General features: G+C 58.8%; 18 protein-coding genes and 2 pseudogenes. 12 read left to right on the top strand and 8 right to left on the bottom strand.

Annotation, left to right across the window (positions count from 1 at the left end; translation table 11 throughout):
• Positions 1 to 24: 24 nt before the first annotated feature.
• The 4 genes from gnd to BMY73_RS01260 all read left to right on the top strand — a co-directional run bounded on the left by gnd (position 25) and on the right by BMY73_RS01260 (position 5,328).
• Positions 25 to 1,041 (top strand): phosphogluconate dehydrogenase (NAD(+)-dependent, decarboxylating), encoded by a 1,017-nt coding sequence (gene gnd, locus BMY73_RS01275; protein ID WP_139214057.1) that lies wholly within the window; start codon positions 25 to 27, stop codon positions 1,039 to 1,041.
• On the top strand, positions 1,041 to 2,564 hold the full coding sequence (gene zwf, locus BMY73_RS01270; RefSeq protein ID WP_092404436.1) for a glucose-6-phosphate dehydrogenase: 1,524 nt from the start codon (positions 1,041 to 1,043) through the stop codon (positions 2,562 to 2,564). The genes gnd and zwf overlap by 1 nt, the downstream gene beginning before the upstream one ends.
• Positions 2,561 to 3,379 carry an HAD family hydrolase gene (locus BMY73_RS01265; protein ID WP_092404434.1) on the top strand — a complete coding sequence of 273 codons (819 nt, stop codon included), beginning with the start codon at positions 2,561 to 2,563 and terminating at the stop codon, positions 3,377 to 3,379. Before zwf ends, BMY73_RS01265 begins: the two co-directional genes overlap by 4 nt.
• A 134-nt stretch (positions 3,380 to 3,513) precedes the next feature.
• Positions 3,514 to 5,328, top strand: a complete 1,815-nt coding sequence (locus BMY73_RS01260) for a glycoside hydrolase family 15 protein (protein WP_092404432.1) — start codon at positions 3,514 to 3,516, stop codon at positions 5,326 to 5,328.
• A gap of 49 nt (positions 5,329 to 5,377) precedes the next feature.
• Here the strand turns inward: BMY73_RS01260 and alkB are convergent, their stop codons facing one another.
• From alkB to BMY73_RS01245, 3 genes are all read right to left on the bottom strand, one after another.
• Positions 5,378 to 6,055 carry a DNA oxidative demethylase AlkB gene (gene alkB / locus BMY73_RS01255; RefSeq protein WP_092404718.1) on the bottom strand — a complete coding sequence of 226 codons (678 nt, stop codon included), beginning with the start codon at positions 6,053 to 6,055 and terminating at the stop codon, positions 5,378 to 5,380.
• A 28-nt stretch (positions 6,056 to 6,083) separates the two neighbouring features.
• On the bottom strand, positions 6,084 to 6,263 hold the full coding sequence (locus BMY73_RS01250) for a hypothetical protein (RefSeq protein ID WP_062381258.1): 180 nt from the start codon (positions 6,261 to 6,263) through the stop codon (positions 6,084 to 6,086).
• Between the two features lie 78 nt (positions 6,264 to 6,341).
• Entirely contained in the window at positions 6,342 to 6,647 is a 306-nt protein-coding gene (locus BMY73_RS01245; protein WP_062381259.1) for a DUF1883 domain-containing protein, read from the bottom strand.
• A gap of 169 nt (positions 6,648 to 6,816) precedes the next feature.
• Here BMY73_RS01245 and BMY73_RS01240 point away from each other — a divergent pair, with 169 nt between their 5' ends.
• On the top strand, positions 6,817 to 7,173 hold the full coding sequence (locus tag BMY73_RS01240; protein WP_062381261.1) for a hypothetical protein: 357 nt from the start codon (positions 6,817 to 6,819) through the stop codon (positions 7,171 to 7,173).
• 33 nt (positions 7,174 to 7,206) lie between these two features.
• On the opposite strand, the gene BMY73_RS01235 is transcribed toward BMY73_RS01240, so the two are convergent.
• Entirely contained in the window at positions 7,207 to 7,488 is a 282-nt protein-coding gene (locus tag BMY73_RS01235) for a hypothetical protein (RefSeq protein WP_062381264.1), read from the bottom strand.
• Between the two features lie 150 nt (positions 7,489 to 7,638).
• Positions 7,639 to 7,818 (bottom strand): hypothetical protein, encoded by a 180-nt coding sequence (locus BMY73_RS01230; RefSeq protein ID WP_062381266.1) that lies wholly within the window; start codon positions 7,816 to 7,818, stop codon positions 7,639 to 7,641.
• Positions 7,819 to 8,177: 359 nt separating this feature from the next.
• Here BMY73_RS01230 and galU point away from each other — a divergent pair, with 359 nt between their 5' ends.
• The 4 genes and pseudogenes from galU to BMY73_RS28475 all read left to right on the top strand — a co-directional run bounded on the left by galU (position 8,178) and on the right by BMY73_RS28475 (position 12,337).
• On the top strand, positions 8,178 to 9,020 hold the full coding sequence (gene galU / locus BMY73_RS01225) for a UTP--glucose-1-phosphate uridylyltransferase GalU (RefSeq protein ID WP_062381268.1): 843 nt from the start codon (positions 8,178 to 8,180) through the stop codon (positions 9,018 to 9,020).
• 137 nt (positions 9,021 to 9,157) lie between these two features.
• Complete coding sequence (gorA, locus tag BMY73_RS01220; RefSeq protein WP_092404430.1) at positions 9,158 to 10,513, top strand: glutathione-disulfide reductase; 1,356 nt, start codon at positions 9,158 to 9,160, stop codon at positions 10,511 to 10,513.
• Positions 10,514 to 10,597: 84 nt separating this feature from the next.
• Positions 10,598 to 11,893: pseudogene (locus tag BMY73_RS01215) on the top strand (ATP-binding protein); the annotation flags it as partial.
• 75 nt (positions 11,894 to 11,968) lie between these two features.
• Positions 11,969 to 12,337 carry a response regulator gene (locus BMY73_RS28475; RefSeq protein ID WP_256570786.1) on the top strand — a complete coding sequence of 123 codons (369 nt, stop codon included), beginning with the start codon at positions 11,969 to 11,971 and terminating at the stop codon, positions 12,335 to 12,337.
• On the opposite strand, the gene BMY73_RS01210 is transcribed toward BMY73_RS28475, so the two are convergent.
• Positions 12,334 to 13,050 carry a DNA-binding protein gene (locus BMY73_RS01210; RefSeq protein ID WP_092404428.1) on the bottom strand — a complete coding sequence of 239 codons (717 nt, stop codon included), beginning with the start codon at positions 13,048 to 13,050 and terminating at the stop codon, positions 12,334 to 12,336. The two genes, BMY73_RS28475 and BMY73_RS01210, sit on opposite strands and share 4 nt — an antisense overlap.
• A gap of 346 nt (positions 13,051 to 13,396) precedes the next feature.
• Between BMY73_RS01210 and ahpC the strand changes: the two genes are divergently transcribed.
• Positions 13,397 to 13,960: an alkyl hydroperoxide reductase subunit C gene (gene ahpC, locus BMY73_RS01205; protein WP_062381274.1), complete on the top strand. Its 564-nt coding sequence runs from the start codon at positions 13,397 to 13,399 to the stop codon at positions 13,958 to 13,960.
• A 141-nt stretch (positions 13,961 to 14,101) separates the two neighbouring features.
• Positions 14,102 to 15,664, top strand: a complete 1,563-nt coding sequence (gene ahpF, locus BMY73_RS01200) for an alkyl hydroperoxide reductase subunit F (protein ID WP_092404426.1) — start codon at positions 14,102 to 14,104, stop codon at positions 15,662 to 15,664.
• A 182-nt stretch (positions 15,665 to 15,846) separates the two neighbouring features.
• Here ahpF and gloA read toward each other — a convergent pair whose 3' ends face one another.
• Positions 15,847 to 16,368 (bottom strand): lactoylglutathione lyase, encoded by a 522-nt coding sequence (gloA, locus tag BMY73_RS01195; protein WP_062381278.1) that lies wholly within the window; start codon positions 16,366 to 16,368, stop codon positions 15,847 to 15,849.
• 35 nt (positions 16,369 to 16,403) lie between these two features.
• Between gloA and BMY73_RS01190 the strand changes: the two are divergent.
• Positions 16,404 to 17,070 (top strand): annotated as a pseudogene (locus BMY73_RS01190) (DUF4946 domain-containing protein).
• Positions 17,071 to 17,540: 470 nt separating this feature from the next.
• Here the strand turns inward: BMY73_RS01190 and BMY73_RS01185 are convergent.
• Positions 17,541 to 17,903, bottom strand: a complete 363-nt coding sequence (locus BMY73_RS01185) for a histone-like nucleoid-structuring protein, MvaT/MvaU family (RefSeq protein WP_092404422.1) — start codon at positions 17,901 to 17,903, stop codon at positions 17,541 to 17,543.
• Between the last annotated feature and the right edge of the window lie 286 nt (positions 17,904 to 18,189).

Genomic DNA, 18,189 nt, shown 5'->3' with positions numbered 1-18,189 from the left:
CTACATGCGGCACTGGGCTATAAAATGAGGCACCCCTGTTTACGAATTAAGGAGCACCTCTACATGCAACTCGGGATTGTTGGACTAGGCCGCATGGGCGGCAACATCGCACGTCGACTGATGCTCAATGGCCACTCGACTGTGGTCTATGATCGCGATGAGCAGTCTCGCACCGTGCTCGCCAACGAAGGTTCGACACCAGCCAATGACCTCCAGTCGCTGGTCGCCGCGCTTGAGAAACCGCGAGCCGTCTGGGTGATGTTGCCGGCTGGCGCTCCAACAGAAGACACGATCAATGTGCTGGCCGACCTGCTCGATAAAGATGACGTGATCATCGACGGCGGTAACACCTTTTACAAAGACGACGTGCGTCGTTCCATCGCGCTGAAGGAAAAAGGGCTGCACTACGTCGATGTCGGCACCTCTGGCGGCGTCTGGGGCCTGGAGCGCGGGTACTGCATGATGATCGGCGGCGAAACCGAGGTGGTTGATCGCCTGGATCCGCTGTTCAAAACCCTGGCGCCCGGCATCGGTAATATCCCGCGCACCCGGGACCGTGCCAAGGATGCCGATCCGCGCGCCGAACAAGGCTACATTCACGCAGGTCCGCCGGGCGCCGGCCACTTCGTGAAGATGATCCACAACGGCATCGAGTACGGAATGATGCAGGCCTTCGCCGAAGGCTTCGACATCCTCAAGACCAAGAACTCGGACAACCTGCCGGCTGAACAACGTTTCGATCTGAATCTGGGCGATATCGCCGAGGTGTGGCGTCGTGGCAGCGTGGTCTCTTCCTGGCTGCTGGACCTGACCGCCGATGCACTGGCAACCGACCCGCAGTTGAACGCGTACTCCGGCTCCGTGGCTGACAGTGGTGAAGGCCGCTGGACCATAGAAGCCGCCATGGAACAGGCAGTGCCGGTTCCTGTGCTGTCGACATCGCTGTTCGCCCGCTTCCGCTCCCGTCAACAAAGCACGTACGGTGACAAAATGCTGTCCGCCATGCGTTTCGGATTTGGTGGTCATAAGGAACCAAAATAATGGGTTTATCCCGCAGCAAGCAAAAGGCCCCGGTCGCTCCGGCGACCACGCTGTTCCTGTTCGGCGCCCACGGCGATCTGGTCAAACGGCTGTTGATGCCGGCGCTCTATAACCTGTTCCGTGATGGATTGGTTGACGAGAACCTGCACATCGTCGGCGTTGACCACAACACCGTCAGCGATGCCGATTTCGCCAGGAAGCTCGAGGATTTCATTCGTCAAGAGGCGGCCAACAAGGTCGCGCAGGGCGGAGAAGAGCCTCTGGATCCGGCGCTGTGGGGCAGCCTTGCCAAACGCATCACCTACATCACAGGCGATTTTCTCGACGATGGCACCTACTCGGACATCGACGCGAAGATTAAAAGCACCGGCACTCAAAATGCCGTGTTTTACCTGGCGACCGCGCCGCGTTTCTTCAGTGAAGTGACCAAACGGCTCGGCTCCTCGGGCCTGATGGTCGAGGGCGACGACTATTTCCGTCGCGTGGTGATCGAGAAGCCGTTCGGCCACGACCTGCCCAGTGCGGTCGCGCTGAACAACTGCTTGCTGAAAGTGATGAGCGAGAAGCAGATCTATCGGATCGACCACTACCTGGGCAAGGAAACGGTTCAGAACATTCTGGTCAGCCGGTTCTCCAACGGTCTGTTCGAGTCGTTCTGGAACAACCACTACATCGATCACGTGCAAATCACTGCGGCTGAAACCGTGGGTGTCGAAACCCGCGGCAGTTTCTATGAGACCACCGGGGCGCTGCGAGACATGGTGCCCAACCACCTGTTCCAGTTGCTGGCCATGGTAGCCATGGAGCCCCCGGCAGCGTTCGGCGCCGACGCCGTGCGGGGCGAGAAGGCGAAAGTGGTGGGGGCGATTAGACCCTGGTCGGAGATGGAGGCGTTGGCCAACTCGGTGCGCGGTCAGTACAGCGAGAGCACGATCGGCGACAAGAGCGTGCCTGGCTACCGTCAGGAAGATCGTGTGGACGCCGGCAGCAACACGGAAACCTACGTGGCGCTCAAGGTCATGATCGACAACTGGCGTTGGGTCGGCGTGCCGTTCTATTTGCGGACCGGCAAGCGCATGAGTGTGCGCGACACCGAGATTGCCATCTGCTTCAAGCCCGCGCCATATGCTCAGTTCCGGGACACCGACGTGGACCGGGTCGAGCCTAACTTCCTCAAGATCCAGATCCAGCCCGACGAAGGCATGTGGTTCGACCTGCAGGCCAAGAAGCCGGGGCCGACCCTCGACATGCAGACCATCGAGCTGGGTTTTGCCTACAAGGACTTCTTCGAGATGCAGCCGTCGACCGGGTATGAAACCCTGATTTACGACTGCCTGACGGGAGACCAGACCCTGTTCCAGCGGGCCGACAATATCGAAAACGGCTGGCGTGCGGTGCAACCGTTCATTGATGCCTGGGCCAAGGATCCGCACGTGGAGATGTACAACGCCGGTGAAGATGGTCCTGCAGGCGCCGATGAACTGTTGGCGCGTGACGGCCGCAGTTGGCAGCGACTCGGATGAGTGATTCCACGCAGCCCCTCATCCGTTTCCTGTTGTCCGACATCGATGGCACGCTACTGCGACCCGATCACAGCCTGAGTCAGGCCAACATCGACGCGGTGCGGAAGTTGCGCGAAGCCGGCATCCATTTCACGGTCGCCAGCAGCCGCCCACCGAGGGCCATGCGTCAGCAGATCGAGGCCTTGGGCATTGACCTGCCGACGGTGGCATTCAACGGCGCCAACATCATCAAACCTGACGGCAGCCTGCTCAAGGCTCACCGTATCGCTCCCCAAGCGGCCCGGACCAGCCTCGAGCTGTTCGCCACCGAGCGAGTGTCGGTGTGGGTGTTTGCCGACGATCAGTGGCTGTTGCTCGACCCGCAGGGGGATTACGTCGAGCATGAACGCAATACGCTGGGGTACGACTTCGTTCAGGTCGAGCATTTCGATGATTACATCGATCGCATCGACAAGATCGTCGCCGCCAGCAAGGATTTCGAGCTGCTGAAGCGGCTTGAAGTCCGGCTCAATCCTCTGATCGCGGACACGGCGCTCGCCGCCCGTTCGCAGTCCTACTATCTGGATGTCACTGCACTGAACGCCAATAAAGGCACGGCGCTGGAAACCTTGTCCGAGGAATTGGGCGTCGCGCTGGCGCACACGGCGGCGATTGGTGATGCCGGCAACGATGTGGCGATGTTCCTGCGCGCTGGCCTGTCGATTGCGATGGGGCAGGCAGAAGCGATGGTCAAGCGCCAGGCCGACTACGTCACCGGGAGCAATCTCGAGGACGGGCTGGCGACCGCTGTCGAGCGATACATCCTGCCGCGTTGACCCCAGGCCCTGAGGGCCGGCAGGAGTTGGGCACGCTGACTCCCGCCGGTTCGCCGGATGCTTCGCGACTGAGCCGTCTGAACGTCTGCTTTCCGTGCTCGATGGTCGGGTACACCAAGAGGGAATATCGCCCCATGGCTGTATTGATTGAAGATTACGCGCTGCTCGGCAATTGCCGAACCGCGGCGCTGGTGGCTCGCGACGGGTCGCTGGACTGGTTGTGCTTTCCGCGTTTCGACGCACCTGCCTGCTTTGCAGCCCTGCTGGGCGACAGCGACAACGGTCGCTGGAAAATCGCGCCCTCTGAGTCTGGGTGCCAGTCTCGGCGCAGCTACCGCCACGGCACGCTGATTCTTGAAACCCTGTTCACCACGAGCACCGGTCAGGCGATGCTGATCGAGTTCATGCCGATGGAGACGGACAGCAGCGTTGTCCGTATGGTCGTGGGGGTGGAGGGAATCGTCGAGTTCACAATGGACCTGGCGATCCGCTTTGATTATGGCAGTACGGTGCCGTGGGTCGAAAAGCGCGACCCTCACACCATGACGGCGGTGGCCGGTCCCGAGATGCTGGTGCTACGTACGCCCGCCGAGCTGCATCCTCTGGATCACCACACGGCAAGCCGGTTCACGGTAAAAGCGGGTCAGCGCCTTGGTTTTGCGCTGGCATGGCAAGCCTCTCATGAGCCGGTTCGGGAATCGTTCGACGTTGAGCAGGCGTTGAAGCAAACCGAAACGTTCTGGCGAGCGTTTTCGGATCGCTGCCCCGATGTCGGCCCCTGGACCGATCAGGTCAAGCGCTCGCTGATCACGCTCAAGGCCATGACCTACGCACCCACCGGCGGTATCGTCGCGGCGGTGACCACCTCGTTGCCAGAGCAAGTGGGCGGCGAGCGCAACTGGGATTACCGGTTCTGCTGGTTACGCGACGCGACCATGACGCTGTTGGCCTTCATGAACCTGGGCTACTACGAGGAGGCGACGGCGTGGCGCAACTGGCTGCTGCGGTCCGTGGCAGGGAATCCCGAGCAGATCCAGATCATGTACGGTCTGGGTGGCGAGCGACGTCTGCCCGAGTATCAACTGCCGTGGTTGAGTGGCTATGAGGGTTCGCGCCCGGTGCGGATCGGCAACGGGGCGGCCACGCAGATGCAGCTGGACGTGTACGGGGAAGTGGCGGATGCCATGACGCAGGCGCTGAAAAGTGGTCTACCGCGTCTGCCGCGCAGCACGGAGATCCAGAAAGTGATCATGCCGTTCCTGGAGAGCGTCTGGCGGCTGCCGGATGCGGGCATCTGGGAAATTCGCTCCGAGCCGCGGCACTTTACCCATTCCAAGGTCATGGCGTGGGTGTCGTTCGACCGCAATGCAGGTGTGCTGGCGCAGAGCGATAATCCGCAAGACCGTGAGCGAGGCCGGCACTACCGGAAGGTCGCCGACGAGATCCACGCCGATGTCTGTCGCAACGGGTTTGATGCGCAACTGGGCAGCTTCGTGCAGACCTATGGCGGCAAGGAACTGGATGCGAGTCTGCTGCAGATTGCGCTGACCGGTTTTCTGCCAGTGGACGATCCGCGGGTCAGCGGCACTGTGGCGCAAATCGAGCGGTCATTGATGCACGACGGCCTGCTGCTGCGCTATGACAGCGAGCGCAGCACCGATGGCCTGTCGGGCAGTGAAGGCACTTTCCTGGTCTGTTCGTTCTGGCTGGCGGATGTGTATGTGCTGCAGGGGCGCGAGCAGGAGGCCAGCGATCTGTTCGATCGTCTGTGCGGCTTATGCAACGACGTCGGCCTGCTGGCCGAACAGTACGATCCGCGCGACGGCCGCATGCTGGGCAATTTTCCGCAAGCGTTCAGTCATATCGGGATCATCAATACGGCGCTCAACCTGCATCGTGTGGTGTGCCCGGTCAAGACGCGGGCGACGGTAGACGTCGTCGCCCCCTGACGCTGCCTGACGCGACGCCAGGGCGGCAGGTGCGACGAGCTGATGGCGTTTAGCGCGCCTTGCGGAAGGTGAAATTGATCCGCTGTTCACCGAGCTGTGGGTGCTCGGCCTGTTTGACGGGCATCACGCCATGAAACCTCAGCCGGTCTTCGCCGCCCCAGACCACCACGTCGCCATGAAACAGCGGCACGCGTTGGGTGGCATCGCTGCGCAGGTGCCCACCAAACAGGAACATGGCCGGGATGCCGAGCGAAATCGACACCACCGGCCATTCATAGCCCTGTTCATCCTTGTCCTGATGCAGCGACATCTTTGCGCCCGGAATGTAGCGGTTGATCAGGCAGGCATCCGGGACAAAGCCGGCGAAGCCCGCAGCATCGGCGGCCGAGCGCGCCAGCTCCATGAACACCTCAGGCATCTCGGGCCAGGGTTTTCCCGTCTGCGGATCAATGCGGGTGTACTTGTAGCCGCTGCGATCGGTGGTCCAGCCGAACTGCCCGCAACTGCTTAGCGCCACAGACATCGTGTGGCCCCCGGGTGTGACCATGTTGCGAAAGGGGGCGCGGGTGAGCACTGACGCAAGGGAGAGCAGCACGCGATCGATGAACGGCAGGGCGAAGCCGCGAAGCACAAAGGACCGAGGGCCGATGTTTTCGCAGGCCAACGGTTGCGGTGTGTCGTCGTCAAACAGATCGAGCGTAGCGGGGGTGGTGCCTTTGCGGTGCATCATCGCGGCGTTACCGGTTATAGGGGTGTCAGAGTGCCTTGCTGACTTTGACATCGCTGATCACATCGTTGCTGCCACTGTGCATTTTTTGCAGTGCAGCCAGGGCTTCTTCCGAGGAGGGCGATTTCAGGAGTGCAAACTCGAAGCGACGTTCACCGTTGAGTTTGTAGCTGATGGCATATTTGACGACAGGGGCAGTTGCGGTCACGTTGTGTTCCTTGAGAGCGGGATAAGGATGGCGCAGCAACAAAGCTTTCACGCCTGGCGGTGTTTAATGAGCGACTGGTCAGCGCAGGCGCGATGATGTTCGGCGCACGATTTTGATCGAGTGGGTGAACGTCGTTTTTCGACCGCCATGGGTGTCCATTTTGCGCCCGGCGGTGTCGATGGTGATGTTCCAGAAGCCGGTGCTCGGCACTGCGATCTTGGCCGGGAAGCGATCGAATGCGCCACCGTGATAAGTATGGCGTCCGCCGTTTTTGAAACTGCGGAAATTCGCGTCGCTCATCAGGCGGATGTTGCAGAGCTGGGAGCATTCGATGACGACCACGTCGTCCTCGTTAAGATGCTCGCGCTGGTGTACGAATTTCATGGGTGTCTCCGTGGGCAGGGCATTCTTGAAAACCCGAAACGATAGCACGGTGCATGCGGGCGTTGTCCGCACCCGCAGTGTCATGAGCGGATTTGCCGCTAAAAAAATGACGAGAGCACGGACTTTATCGAATGCCCGCTTGTCGTAGCACCTTTACTGGAGGGATTGTATGAAACTGGCTGTTGTTGTTCTGGCCCTGGCGATGACCGGCTGTGCCTCTGTCACCGAGATTGAGCACACGCCGCCCACCATGAGTGTGATGTCGGGCAAGAACCCTCAGGAATACACCGAATGTTTCATCGCGAGGATCGGTGACAGCCGAAAGCCTCCGCAGATCGAGGCCCATCATGAGGGCATGCGCATCATCGTTCCACAGAAGTTCACCAGCGATACGCCGACCGCGATCGTGGATGTCGAGAAGCGATCGGGGGGCAGTTCAATCAAACTGTTCGAAAGCGGTGGCAACAATCCGCTGCGACCCAAAGATATTCAGCACGCAGTGACTGCCTGCATTTCAGGAGAGTGATACCCCGCTGACTGACTGCCCTGAGAACGTGGACTATTTGCACACCACCAGGACATTACGCGTCTTGTAGTTGCCGACATCGGCACCCAGCGTCCGGTCGGCATCCTTGGGTTGCGGCGTACCGTTGGTGCTGATGATGTTGTAGCCAGTGCCGGCGCACGAGGCATCCGCTTTTTCGTAGCAGGCGGCCCAGGACATGGCTTCGCCGGAGCAGTCGATGCTCAGGGCCTGTTTGCCGTCTTTCAGGTAGGTGTCTTGCGCAGTTGCGCAGCCGGTCAGGCCCAGTACAACAATGATGGACAGGTTCTTGATCATTTCTAATGCTTCGCGATGAGAGCCGGTTTAATGGAAGGCTTTTGTAAGACTGACGGGCTGTGCCATCGTTCCGGCATCATCCAGAATATTTCACGTTTAGACGCCGCTCAGACGCATTTGTAAGGCCTGAGCGGCGGATCAGCGAAGAAATTATCGGTCGCTGCGGCGACGGGGAGCAGGCGTGTCCTCGAACACGGCGGCGACTTCAACAGCGCTGCGCTCGCTGTCGAACGGGCCGGCGACCGCTTCCTGGTCGTGGCCGACAAGCCACCATTTGCCGTCTTGCAGTTTTTGTATCTGGTACCCGTTTACCGTTTTGACTTCAGGCATCGACCTATCTCGATCAGTGATTCAGGCCGCCATGATACGGTGCAACGACATTATTTTCCTACGCAAACCAATGAAGCGGGCTACGCTTGCTCCTGTCATCAGGTGGCGGTTGTGAAGAGATGGACGGCTTCATACGCGTGACGCGACGGATCTTTAACGAACTTTCAACCCTAAAACGTTTGCGAGCAGCCTCTGGCCGTTTGTTGATGATCGGTGGTCGTAATATCTGAACGGGTGCGGAACTATCTGCGCATCCATTCCTCTACCATGGCAGCGAACGGCCAGTGGCGAGGCATTGTAAGGTGACCGCCGCCTGATTAGACTGCGCCGCAACACCCCCAGCCCCATCAAGGACTTATATGATCAAGAAATGCTTGTTCCCTGCAGCCGGTTACGGCACTCGCTTTTTGCCAGCGACCAAAGCCATGCCTAAAGAGATGCTGGCAGTTGTCAACAAGCCACTGATCCAGTACGGCGTGGAAGAAGCACTTGCTGCGGGTTTGAATGAAATCTCCATCGTCACCGGTCGCGGCAAGCGCGCACTGGAAGACCATTTCGACATCAGCTACGAGCTGGAACACCAGATCAAAGGCACTGATAAAGAAAAGTACCTGGTCGGTATCCGCCGCCTGATCGACGAGTGCAGCTTCTCTTATACCCGTCAGACCGAAATGAAAGGCCTGGGCCACGCAATCCTTAGCGGCCGCCCGTTGATCGGTAACGAGCCGTTCGCCGTGGTGTTGGCGGATGACCTGTGCGTGAACCTGGATGGCGAAGGCGTTCTGGCCCAGATGGTCAAGCTGCACCAGCAATACAAGTGCTCGATCGTGGCCATCCAGGAAGTCGACCCGAACGAAACCAACAAGTACGGTGTGATCGCCGGTGAGGAAATCAAGCCGGGCCTGTTCCGCGTCACCGACATGGTCGAGAAGCCAGCGCCGGATGTCGCGCCGTCGAACCTGGCGATCATTGGTCGCTACATCCTGACCCCGGACATTTTCGAAAAAATCGAAAACACCGAGCCGGGCAAGGGCGGCGAAATCCAGATCACCGACGCGTTGATGAAGCAGGCGGCCGAAGGCAACGTGCTGGCGTATAAATTCAAAGGCCAGCGTTTCGACTGTGGCGGCGCTGAAGGCTATGTGGAAGCGACCAACTTCTGCTTCGAGCACTTTTACAAAACCGGCAAATCCACTCAGTGATCTGGCTGTGTCGGTGAATTGATCGCCAGCTGTACCGCAAACAAGGCCACCTTCGGGTGGCTTTGTCGTTTCTGTCCTACAGACCTTGCCGAGCGCGCTGGAGCGGTTATGCTAGCCCTCCTGCCAAGGAGAAAGAAATGAGCTACGACTTCGACCTATTTGTGATCGGCGCCGGTTCCGGGGGTGTTCGCGCTGCGCGTTTTTCCGCAGGGTTTGGTGCCCGCGTGGCGGTTGCCGAAAGCCGTTATCTGGGCGGCACATGTGTCAACGTCGGTTGTGTGCCGAAGAAGTTACTGGTGTACGGTGCGCATTTCTCCGAAGACTTCGAACAAGCCAAAGGCTTTGGCTGGACCAGCGGTGAGGCCGAGTTCGATTGGCCCACCCTGATCGCCAACAAGAATCATGAAATCCATCGCCTCAACGGTGTGTACCGCAACCTGCTGGCCAACAGCGGCGTGACCCTGATGGAAGGGCATGCAACGTTGCGCGGCCCGCATGAAGTCGAAATCAACGGCCAGGTGCACACGGCCGAACACATCATGATCGCCACGGGTGGCTGGCCGCAGACGCCGGATATCCCGGGCCGCGAACACGCCATCACCTCCAACGAAGTGTTCTTTCTCGAGCAGATGCCCAAGCGTGTCGTGATCGTGGGCGGGGGTTACATTGCCGTTGAATTCGCGTCGATCTTCAATGGCCTCGGCGCAGACGTCTCGCTGATGTATCGCGGCGAATTATTCTTGCGTGGTTTCGATGGCGGCGTGCGTACTCACCTGCACGAAGAGCTGACCAAGCGCGGCATGGACATTCGCTTCAAGACCGAAATCGAAGCGATCGAGAAGCTCGCGGACGGCACGTTGCAGCTGTCGCTCAATGACGGCAGCAGTGTTAATACCGATTGCGTTTTCTATGCCACCGGACGCCGTCCTATGCTGGACAACCTGGGCATGGAAAGCGTCAACGTCGAGCTCGACGACAAAGGCTTCGTCAAGGTCGATGAGCATTATCAGACCACCGAGCCGTCGATCATCGCGGTGGGCGACGTTATAGGCAGGGTTCAGTTGACACCGGTCGCGCTCGCCGAGGGCATGGCCGTCGCTCGTCGTCTGTTCAAGCCCGAACAATACCGCGCCGTGGATTACCAGCACATTCCTACCGCAGTGTTCAGCCTGCCGAATATCGGCACCGTCGGGCTTACGGAGGAAGAGGCCCGACAGGCGGGTTACGACGTGCAGATATTCGAAAGTCGCTTCCGGCCAATGAAGCTTTCACTGACAAGCAATCAGGAGCGCACCCTGATGAAGCTGGTGGTCGATGCCAAAACCGATCGCGTGCTGGGTTGCCATATGGTCGGCCCGGATGCAGGTGAAATCATCCAGAGCCTGGCGATTGCGCTCAAGGCCGGGGCGACCAAGCAGATTTTCGACGACACGATCGGCGTGCATCCAACCGCAGCCGAAGAGTTCGTGACCATGCGTACGGCGACACGCTGACGCCGGGTGTCACGGTTCTGATGTGGCCCGGCCTCATGGATGAGGATCGGGAGGGCAATTGTTTTTGAAGGAAGGACCCACTTTTTGACCAGCAAGAGTTTTTCGGCATCCATGCCTTTGAATCCCTCTGCGCCTGACGACCACCCGATCGATCAGCAGTCGCCCGCTGTCGAACAAGCGTTGCACGAAAGTGAGCGGCAGTTCCGTACGCTCGCGGACAATATGAGTCAGTTGGCCTGGATAGCTGATCCGGCCGGTCGGATTTACTGGTACAACGCGCGTTGGTACAGCTACACGGGCACGTCGCATGAGGCGATGATGGCCCTGGGGTGGCGATCACTTCATCATCCTGATCATCTGGAGCGCGTGGATGCCCGCATGCGCCACTGCTTTGCCACCGGATCGATCTGGGAAGACACATTCCCCCTGCGTGGCAAAGACGGGCTGTACCGCTGGTTCCTGTGCCGGGCACTGCCCATTCGGGAGGAGCAAGGCAACATCACCTATTGGTTGGGCACGAGCACCGACATCACGGCGCAGGTCAGGGCCGAGGATGCCCTGCGTGAGCTCAATGAGAGTCTGGAGCGGCGCGTTGCGGAGCGCACGCGTGAGTTGGCGGAGATCAATGAGCGCCTGCAGATCGAGATCACCGAGCGCGCTCAGGCTGAAGAGGCATTGCGCCACGCGCAGAAGATGGACGCGATCGGGCAATTGACGGGGGGCATTGCCCATGACTTCAACAATATGCTCACCGGCGTGCTGGGCGCACTGGACCTGATCCAGCGTCGCGTCGCCGCCGGGCGTGTGTCGGAAATTGACCGCTACATCGAGGCAGCGATGAGCTCCGCTAACCGGGCGGCCTCACTGACCCATCGGTTGCTCGCATTTGCCCGGCGTCAGTCGCTGAACACGTCGGCGGTGGACATCAACCGCATGGTTGGCTCGATGGAGGAGTTGTTGCGGCGGACGATTGGCGAAAGCATCGAGCTGGAAATCGACCTCAACAGTACGCTGCGATTGACCCACACCGATGAACACCAGCTCGAAAATGCGCTGCTGAATCTGGTGATCAATGCGCGTGACGCGATGCCTGATGGCGGCCGCTTGCTGATCCAGACCGAAGTGGTTCACGTTGCCGTCCTGAACGATTCGCTAGCGCCAGGCGATTATGTGCGGCTGAGCGTCCAGGATACCGGCACCGGAATGTCCAGCGATGTGATCGCTCGAGCCTTTGACCCGTTCTTCACCACCAAGCCGATCGGTCAGGGCACAGGGCTCGGGTTGTCGATGGTGTACGGTTTTATCAACCAGACGGGCGGTCAGGTGCAGATCGACAGCGTTGAAGGGCAGGGCACGCGCATTGATCTGTATTTGCCGTGCCACTTCGAATCGAACGAGCGACAGGCGCCGACACGTGAAGAGTCGGCTACGCCGCGAGCCAGTCAGGGCGAGCGTGTGTTGGTAGTCGAGGACGAGCCGGATGTGCGGATGTTGGTGGTCGACGTGCTGCGCGAGCTTGGCTACTCAGTCGAGGTGGCGTCGGACGGCGCAGCGGCGTTGCCGATCCTGCTGGGCGCCGGGCGTATCGATCTGCTCGTCACCGATGTCGGGCTGCCGGGCATGAATGGGCGACAGCTCGCGGAAATCGCCCGTCAGCATCGGCCTGGACTGCACGTGCTGTTCATGACCGGATACGCACGCAATGCCCAGGTGCGAGGCGACTTTCTCGAAAGTGGCATGGACATGCTGACCAAACCCTTCAGCATCGACGAACTGGCGCAACGTGTGCGCGGGTTGATCGAGTCATCGTCGGATGGGGCCTAGCCTTCGCTGGGAGACTGTCCGGTGGCCTTTGCCGTTCGCAGGTTTTCCAGCGCTACTTCAGTCTTGATCAGGATGAGTTCCAGCACCCGGTTCTGTTGATCGCGTTCGGTCAGTCGTTCCTGGATTTTCTCGCTTTCCTTGACTGCGGTGTCCAGCCGTTCCTGGAGCAGCGCGCACTGGGTGTGCGATTGCAGATGCTGCGCTTCCAACGAGCGAATCTGCTCATCCTTTTCCCGCAGGCGTGACTCCACGTCCCTGGCGGCTTGGACCAGGCGCGTGTTCTCTTTTTGTTCCTTCTGCAGCTCCTTTTGTGTGCTGAGCAATGTGGCCGTCTGAGTACCCAGCTTTGTGGTTTGCAGGGCGTGGCGTTCGATCAGATCCGCCAACTGGCGCTGAGTCTGCTGCAGGGTGTCTTGCAGCACTTTCTTCTCGGCATCCAGCCTGGCTTGCGCTTCGTCGATATGCCCCTGCGCCTGTTCACGCAGGCGGCCAGCGAGTCGACTGACAAGGTTCATCAGCTCGTCGTCGATGTGAGCGGATGAAGCTTCGCCATCCGCCACGTCCAGTTCGCGCATCAAGCGGTGTATGGTGGTCTTTGAGCCCGTATTGCCCATCTCGATACGTACCGCATCGATACTAGGGTTCTCTCCGCGGGCGATCAATGCCAACCGTGCGGCCTGGACCTCTGCCTTGCTTATACCGCTGCGCGCCATGCCTTCTCCTGTCAAACCGTACCGCGTTACGTAAAGAGTGTTACATACCATCGAGACAGGGCATTGTGCGGGATTTGCCGCCGAATGTCTTCGCGACTTGAACAGATCCGGAAGAACTCGCTAGGCTGTGAGCGCATTTAAACAGGTGGGGGCTCAGGCTATTCGTCATGGCAGGGCGTGAGGCACGAACAGGTGTCACGGGTTTCTTCTATTTATAGAGTGGCTCTATAGCGAAAACCAATCGCCAGCATGAGGTTTGCCAATGAGCCATCGCCGACGAATGTGAGTAAGATCCTCCCCATCGATTTGACACACCGAATCTTTCAACCCTAAGGAGATCCACCCGATGCCTATCATTAACAGCCAAGTAAAACCGTTCAAAGCCACCGCTTTCAAAAACGGCTCTTTCGTTGACGTTTCGGATGCTGACCTGAAAGGCAAATGGTCTGTGGTGTTCTTCTACCCAGCCGACTTCACCTTCGTCTGCCCAACTGAACTGGAAGACCTGGCTGACAACTACGATGCGTTCCAGAAACTGGGCGTGGAAATCTACTCTGTTTCGACTGACACCCACTTCGCTCACGCTGCCTGGCACAACACCTCGCCAGCGATCGGCAAAATCCAGTACACCATGATCGGTGACCCAACCCTGACCATCTCCCGCAACTTCGACGTTCTGATCGAAGAAGCCGGTCTGGCCGACCGTGGCACCTTCGTGATCAACCCTGAAGGTCAGATCAAAATCGTTGAGCTGAACGACGGCGGTGTAGGCCGTGACGCTTCCGAGCTGCTGCGCAAAATCAAGGCTGCTCAGTACGTCGCTGCTCACCCGGGCGAAGTCTGCCCAGCCAAGTGGAAGGAAGGCGAAGCGACGCTGGCTCCATCGCTGGACCTGGTCGGCAAGATCTAAGTCCCCATGATGTTGATGGCCGGACCGGGAGCGATGAGCTCTAGCACGTAAACCGCATCGCCCCCAAAAAACGCCCGGGCGGTCATCGCCTGGGCGTTTTTATTTCCAGATTGTGAATTTTGAAGAAAAGGAAGCCGAATCATGTTGGACGCCAATCTTAAAGCTCAGTTGAAATCGTACCTGGAGCGGATTACTCGCCCGATCGAGATCGTCGCGTCCCTTGATGACGGCGCGAAATCCCAGGAAATGCTGGCACTGCTCAATGACATCGTCAGCAGTTCCAGTCAAATGACCCTGAACACCGATGGCAACGACGCACGCACGCCGTCTTTCGCCCTGAACAGCCCGGGCCAGGACATCAAGCTGCGTTTTGCCGGTTTGCCCATGGGCCATGAATTCACCTCACTGGTCCTGGCATTGCTGCAGGTCGGCGGTTACCCGTCGAAGTCCAGCGAGGACACCCTCGAACAGGCGCGTTCCCTGACCGGTGAGTTCAAGTTTGAAACCTATTTCTCGCTGACCTGCCAGAACTGCCCTGATGTGGTTCAGGCGCTGAACCTGCTGGCCGTGCTGAACCCGAATGTGCAACACGTCGCCATCGAGGGCAGCCTGTTCCAGCAGGAAGTGACTGACCGTCAGATCATGTCGGTACCCAGCATCTACCTGAACGGCGAGCTGTTCGGCCAGGGTCGTATGAACCTGGAAGAGATTCTGGCGAAGATCGACACCAGTGCCGGTGACCGTCAGGCCGAGAAACTCAACGCCAAAGAAGCGTTCGATGTGCTGGTCGTCGGCGGTGGCCCGGCCGGTTCCGCTGCGGCGATCTACGCTGCGCGTAAAGGGATTCGTACCGGTGTCGCGGCTGAGCGCTTTGGCGGTCAGGTGCTGGACACCATGGCGATCGAGAACTTCATTTCGGTGCAACACACAGAAGGCCCGAAACTCGCTGTCGCCCTTGAAGAGCACGTCAAGGAATATGAAGTTGACATCATGAACCTGCAGCGCGGCGCTCAGTTGATCCCGGGCAAGGACGGGGAGCTGCATCAGGTCAAATTCGCCAGCGGTGGCGTGCTCAAGGGCAAGACCGTGATTCTGGCGACCGGTGCCCGCTGGCGCGAAATGAACGTGCCCGGTGAACAGCAATACCGCAACAAGGGTGTCGCTTACTGCCCACACTGTGACGGCCCGCTGTTCAAAGGCAAGCGTGTGGCTGTCATTGGCGGCGGTAATTCGGGCGTCGAAGCGGCGATCGATCTGGCCGGCATCGTGTCGCATGTGACCCTGCTCGAGTTCGACAGCTCGCTGCGTGCCGACGCCGTGCTGCAACGCAAATTGAACAGTCTGCCGAACGTCACCGTGCTGACCAGTGCATTGACCACCGAAGTGACGGGTGACGGCCAGAAGGTCAATGGCCTGCGCTACAAGAACCGCACCACCGGCGAAGAACTCAACATCGAGCTGGAGGGTATTTTCGTGCAGATCGGTCTGCTGCCGAACACGGAGTGGCTCAAGGGCACCATCGAGTTGTCGCCACGCGGTGAGATCGTCGTCGATCAACGCGGTGAGACGTCGATCCCAGGCATCTTCGCGGCCGGTGACGTGACGACGGTGCCGTACAAGCAGATCGTGATCGCGGTGGGCGAGGGTGCCAAGGCTTCGCTGAGTGCATTCGACCACCTGATCCGCACCAGCGCACCGGCTTGATATCTGCCTGAGTCAGCCGAAACAAAAAAACCTCATGAGCGATCATGAGGTTTTTTTTCTGCTGTCGTAAGCATCTGTAGGCGTGAGCTTGTTCGCGATTGCGGTGTGTCTGTTCAAGCAGGGCTGACTGATCCGACGCCATCGCGGGCAAGCGCGCTCCTAAAGACAGCGTTATGCGGGTGTCAAACCGGAGTTGGCTGGATGATCTCGACCCAGTAGCCATCCGGGTCCTTGATGAAGGCCAGGCTCTTCATACGGCCGTCGGTCAGACGCTTCTGAAAGTCGACACCCAGCGCTTCAAAACGCGCGCAGGCAGCATGCACGTCCGGCACGGAAACGCAGATATGGCCGAAACCACGCGGATCGGTATTGCCGTTGTGGTAGGAAAACTCGGCATCTTTTTCGGTGCCGTGGTTGTGAGTCAGCTCCAGAACGCCAGGGATACCTTTCATCCAGACATTTCGCGCTGCGTCGTCAGCCGGAATCTGCGCCTTGTCGACCAGGGCCAGGAAGTAGAGGCTGAATTCAGCTTCGGGAAAGTCACGCTTTTCCACCAGGCTGAACCCCAGGACGCGGGTGTAGAAATCCAGCGAGGCAGTGATGTCTTTGACGCGCAACATGGTGTGGTTGAACACGAATTGCGCGGTGGCTGCGTCAGGTTGGGCAGTGACGCCAGGGAAAGTGTTCAGTTCGTGCAGGCTCATCGGTGACTCCAGGGTGGTCCTGTAAATGTTGCCTCATGATACGGGACGCGGCGCTTGAGCCAAAACCCAATGTGCAGAGGGCGACGCCGGGGTCTTGTGACTGCGGCGTGTCTGGCTCACACTTTCCGGCTCGACGTTCAGGTATTGGTCATGTTCTTCACGTTACGCACGTTCATCCTCGCGGGGCTGTGTCTGCCTATGAGTCTCAACCTCGCAGAGGCGGCGGACGCCATGATCCTCTGGCCGAGTGACTGGGAAGTGGAAGTCTTGCCTCAGACGCCTTCGACGCCTGACCATCCCTCCGTGCAAATCCGTCAGCGCGCCGTCAAGAAGGATCAGAACGGTGACCCGGCTATGGTGGTGGAGCTGACTCAGACCCGACTGCAACCTGGTCATGACGTCAACGTGCAGGGCGTGCTGCTGGAAATGCGCAAGGCGGTGCAGGTCAATTTCGTGCACAGCGGGTTTCAGAGTGTCTGCACCCGGATGAAAGACAGCACGCTGAGCGAAGTTCCCGCCATGGAAACGACCTGCACGATCACCCAGAACGGCGCCCATGTCATGACACAGACCCTTGTGGCCGCAGCCAACAAGGAGATGGCTTGGTCGTTGTCATACGCGGGGTCGGCGCTAGGCTATGCCGCCAACAAGGAGGAAGTCTTGCGGATCCGGGACAGCCTGCGTCTGAGCGACACGCCCTGAGCCTAAATCCGTCACCGCCCGATCACAGGCATCAAATCACAGGCATAAAGAAGCCCGCCGAAGCGGGCATGGGGTGCTAATCCTTTAGCTGTGTTCATCGTGTAGAACCGGGTGTGAAAAAAATGTGAAGATTTGCGCCCTTCGACGGATGGTGAGATGAGCGTCTCCTTCATTATCGGGAATGCTGGGAGGAGGGGTGTTATTTTGGCCCCTGAAATCAGTGTGGCTGATAACACGCATTCATTACTCTTTTTATTGCGCGTAACGCGGTGATGAATATCAGCGTGTCGAACGATGACTGGATTGAGTTCAAAGGTGTTATACGAAGTTGAACTGTCGTTCGGGAGGGAATCATTGTTCCGCTGCCCGATTGACCGGCTGTCAATAATCTGTCTGGTTAACTGCGCTTATAAAAAAGCCCCGAAGAACGGGGCATTTTTTATAACGCTTCGGGCGTGCAACCACGAAGATCAGCCACGCAACCAGGAATCGACAGTTTCGGCGCCGTACTGCTCTTTCCACGCCTTCAGGCCACGGTGATTTCCACCCTTGGTTTCGATCAGTTCACCGGTGTGCGGGTTCTGGTAAACCTTGACCACGCGGGCGCGACGGCGTTTCGGGCCAGCCGGCGCGGCGGTGACAGTCGACGGGGTCGGATCGAGGATGGCAATGATGTCACGCAGACTCTTGTCATACGTGCTCATCAAGGCCTGGAGCTTCTGCTCGAACTCGATCTCTTTTTTCAACCCGGCGTCATTCTTCAGGCTCTCCAACTGAGCCAATTGTTCCTGAAGGGCTTTTTCTGCTGCGCGAAACTCGGCAAGTCTGGACAAATATAGTACTCCGGCGATAAGTGGCTGTTGTCAGCCCAACGCAAGCTACATGGACGCACGTCAGGGTCCTGTGCTCATTTTGTCACTACCCCGATGCCTTGACAGATCAACACTTGAAGACACTAACGTTGCGCTGTCAGCGTCACGTCCGTGGCGGGGGTAGTTGTGATGCGCGACGGGCAAATAATGCACGTTTTTTTCGAGTTGTAAAATAGGGGAGGTGCATTTGTTATATGAAATATGAGGGCGAGATAAACCGGTCTGACAAAAACTGACATCATCGGTG

This window comes from Pseudomonas sp. NFACC02 (assembly GCF_900110765.1).
Classification (GTDB): Bacteria; Pseudomonadota; Gammaproteobacteria; order Pseudomonadales; family Pseudomonadaceae; genus Aquipseudomonas.
The sequence above is the reverse complement of the archived record's forward strand: the minus strand, read 5'-3'. Positions and strand labels throughout refer to the sequence as shown.

What these genes read in the sequence shown, in the direction of transcription:
- gnd (WP_139214057.1), top strand. Translation starts at nt 25, where the DNA reads ATGAGGCACCCCTGTTTACGAATTAAGGAGCACCTCTACATGCAACTC.
- zwf (WP_092404436.1), top strand. Translation starts at nt 1,041, where the DNA reads ATGGGTTTATCCCGCAGCAAGCAAAAGGCCCCGGTCGCTCCGGCGACC.
- BMY73_RS01265 (WP_092404434.1), top strand. Translation starts at nt 2,561, where the DNA reads ATGAGTGATTCCACGCAGCCCCTCATCCGTTTCCTGTTGTCCGACATC.
- BMY73_RS01260 (WP_092404432.1), top strand. Translation starts at nt 3,514, where the DNA reads ATGGCTGTATTGATTGAAGATTACGCGCTGCTCGGCAATTGCCGAACC.
- alkB (WP_092404718.1), bottom strand. Translation starts at nt 6,055, where the DNA reads ATGCACCGCAAAGGCACCACCCCCGCTACGCTCGATCTGTTTGACGAC.
- BMY73_RS01245 (WP_062381259.1), bottom strand. Translation starts at nt 6,647, where the DNA reads ATGAAATTCGTACACCAGCGCGAGCATCTTAACGAGGACGACGTGGTC.
- BMY73_RS01240 (WP_062381261.1), top strand. Translation starts at nt 6,817, where the DNA reads ATGAAACTGGCTGTTGTTGTTCTGGCCCTGGCGATGACCGGCTGTGCC.
- BMY73_RS01235 (WP_062381264.1), bottom strand. Translation starts at nt 7,488, where the DNA reads ATGATCAAGAACCTGTCCATCATTGTTGTACTGGGCCTGACCGGCTGC.
- BMY73_RS01230 (WP_062381266.1), bottom strand. Translation starts at nt 7,818, where the DNA reads ATGCCTGAAGTCAAAACGGTAAACGGGTACCAGATACAAAAACTGCAA.
- galU (WP_062381268.1), top strand. Translation starts at nt 8,178, where the DNA reads ATGATCAAGAAATGCTTGTTCCCTGCAGCCGGTTACGGCACTCGCTTT.
- gorA (WP_092404430.1), top strand. Translation starts at nt 9,158, where the DNA reads ATGAGCTACGACTTCGACCTATTTGTGATCGGCGCCGGTTCCGGGGGT.
- BMY73_RS01210 (WP_092404428.1), bottom strand. Translation starts at nt 13,050, where the DNA reads ATGGCGCGCAGCGGTATAAGCAAGGCAGAGGTCCAGGCCGCACGGTTG.
- ahpC (WP_062381274.1), top strand. Translation starts at nt 13,397, where the DNA reads ATGCCTATCATTAACAGCCAAGTAAAACCGTTCAAAGCCACCGCTTTC.
- ahpF (WP_092404426.1), top strand. Translation starts at nt 14,102, where the DNA reads ATGTTGGACGCCAATCTTAAAGCTCAGTTGAAATCGTACCTGGAGCGG.
- gloA (WP_062381278.1), bottom strand. Translation starts at nt 16,368, where the DNA reads ATGAGCCTGCACGAACTGAACACTTTCCCTGGCGTCACTGCCCAACCT.